This is a genomic window from Streptococcus sp. 449_SSPC, assembly GCF_001073005.1.
GTDB classification, from domain to species: Bacteria; Bacillota; Bacilli; order Lactobacillales; family Streptococcaceae; genus Streptococcus; species Streptococcus salivarius_F.
Window position 1 is genome coordinate 1 of record NZ_JVGR01000020.1, and the last position, 2,523, is coordinate 2,523.

1 protein-coding gene is annotated in these 2,523 nt (G+C 39.7%); it reads right to left on the reverse strand.

Translation table 11 applies throughout. The features are described from left to right. Positions 1-267: 267 nt before the first annotated feature. The gene (locus ADH51_RS03535; protein WP_048674441.1) at positions 268-2,508 is read right to left on the reverse strand and encodes a glucosyl transferase; all 2,241 of its coding nucleotides are present in this window, start codon (positions 2,506-2,508) and stop codon (positions 268-270) included. Between the last annotated feature and the right edge of the window lie 15 nt (positions 2,509-2,523).

Below are 2,523 nucleotides of genomic sequence, written 5' to 3' on the forward strand. Positions count from 1 at the left end.
TACTTTTTCCTCCATTTCCTAAGTCCTATTATAGCGCTATTTTAGAGACTTTCAAGAAAATATAAGAAATTTAGACAAAAATAAGAAAACGATTACATAGGAAAGCGAGTAAATGGCAAATGTCACAATTTTTGCAATCATAGGAACTTAAAAAATAAAAAAATCCAGGACCTGTGCCCTGGATAAGGAGATTATGAAAAAGAAAAGTTTTAGGATGATTATAGTATATAGAGCAGAGCCTAAAGTTTTCTTAAAGTAAGGAATAGCTTAAACTTTAGTCGCGTTACCATTTTCATCAAAATGATAAGTTACACCTTTGATAGTACGTGTTTGGTTAGTGACGAGTTCACCAGAGTTTTCATCGTAGTAGTGACCATCTGGTGCAAAAGCGCCTTTAACTTGTCTACCATGATTTTTATCGAAGTAAAGTTGTTGTCCATTAATCTGAACGGCACCAGTAGCTGCTGAACCATCCGCATAGAAGTAGTACCAGTAATTACCCCATTGATAGAAACGATTTTTAATTGCTCTACCGTCATGACCGAAGTAGTAGATTTTACCATCGATGTAATTAATACTGTCTTGCCACATGTCACCCAGTTGGGTGTACTTATAGGCACCTCCTCGACGGAAGTAATATAAATCACCATTGATTTCATGAAGTCCAAGGACTTTGTTACCTTTCTCGTCAAGATAGTAAGTTAAGCCTCTGTTATCTTTAACAAACCCAGCTTTGGTTACTTTGCGACCATTATCTTTATCGTAATAGTACTCAGGCATATAGACGCCATCTTGACCAAATCCTCCTTTAGCTTGTACCCCTCGATAGTTGAAGAAGACATCTTGTCCATCGATATTTCGAGCTCCCTTGACTGGCTTACCGTCTTTACCTACATAGAACCAATTACCCATGTATTCAACATAACGATTGGTTACAAGATTTCCAGAATTAATATCGTAGAATGCGTATAAATCACCGTAGGAATCACCATAAGCACCTTTAACCTGTTGACCATTGTCGCGGAAAAATAACTTTTGACCGTTAATGATTTGAGCACCAGTGAGGTTGTCTCCATTTACGTTCTTATAATACCAGTTTCCATTATCGTCGCTATAATAACCATTTGGGTTAGGAGCATCCATACCTACGCCGTTTTCATCAAATCGATAGGTCATACCATTAATTGTTAGAGTGGTGTTAGAGACGCGTGCTCCAGAATTAGGATCATAGTAGCGAAGAACACCATTGTCGAGAACAAGCTCTCCCTTAGCTTGACGACCATTAGCATATAGGTAAACGATTTGACCGTCTATATTGACTTCACCATCTTGAGGACGAATAGCATTTCCATCTGCACCATAATAGTACCAGCCATCATTTTCTTGGACATAGCGATTTTTAACGGCTTGACCAGTAACTGAGTCAAAATAGTAGCGACGGGTAATATTAGTAGGGGTACCAAAACCATAAGTACGTGGTGAATTTTGCCCTTCTTCTAGTAAAATGCTGATTCCTTTTTGTAGGACGCCGGTATCAACAGGAGAGGCAGCTTCACGTGCTTTGAAATAGTAGATATTACCATCAATTTCACGTATTCCTGTAAATTTAGAACCATCGTTCTTGATGTAAAAGGTTTGGCCTTTTTTATTCTGAACTAGACCTTCTTTTCGGACCCTTGCACCAGAGTTAGAGTCGTAATAGAAAGTTTGATCTGGATAGCTATAGTCCTCTCCGCTAAAGTCACCTTTGATTTGAACACCTTTATAATCGAAGTAGACTTCTTGACCATTGATAGTTTGTTCTCCAGTGAGTGGATAGCCATCTTTACCTAAATAGTACCAATTACCTTGGGATTCAAGGTATCGATTCGTCCATAGTTGCCCAGTATCAACATCGTAGTAACGAAATAGATTATTATTCCTATCGAGTAAAGGCCCCTTAACTTGTTGCCCATTACTGCGGAAATAAACATTTTGGCCATCGATAGTCTGTTCGCCTACGAGGTTTTTACCACTGGCATCTTTATAATACCAGTTGCCTTGGTCATCACTATAGTATTGACCACCAGTGACGTTTGTTTCATTAGGTACTGAAGCTGTCTCATTGGCAGCTCGGTCTGTAGTTACAGCATCACGTGTTTGGCCTGTGGCTGATTCCGCAGGTGCTTGACTTTCGCTTGCAGTTGTTGAAGCTGTTTCACTGGCAGTTTCAGAACTTGCTGTAGAAGTTGAGGCTTGTTCTGAGACATTTGTGGTGTTTTCTGTGCTAGCCACATTTTCAGTAGTAGCAGGAGCTTCGACAACCTTAGTTTCTACGAGGTCTGCGGTGGTTTCCACATTGGCAGTGGTAGCAGCAGTAACATCAAGGTTTGTTGAGCTATCAGCTTTAGCTTCCTCAGCGAAGGCAGGTCTTGCGATAAAGGCAAAACTTGCAAGAGCAGTTGCACATGAGAATGCAATCAAACGTTTTTTGGACTTAGGTCCAGTAAAATTAGAATGTACTTTCATACTTTTTCCTCCATT

What these genes read in the sequence shown, in the direction of transcription:
- ADH51_RS03535 (WP_048674441.1), bottom strand. Translation starts at nt 2,508, where the DNA reads ATGAAAGTACATTCTAATTTTACTGGACCTAAGTCCAAAAAACGTTTG.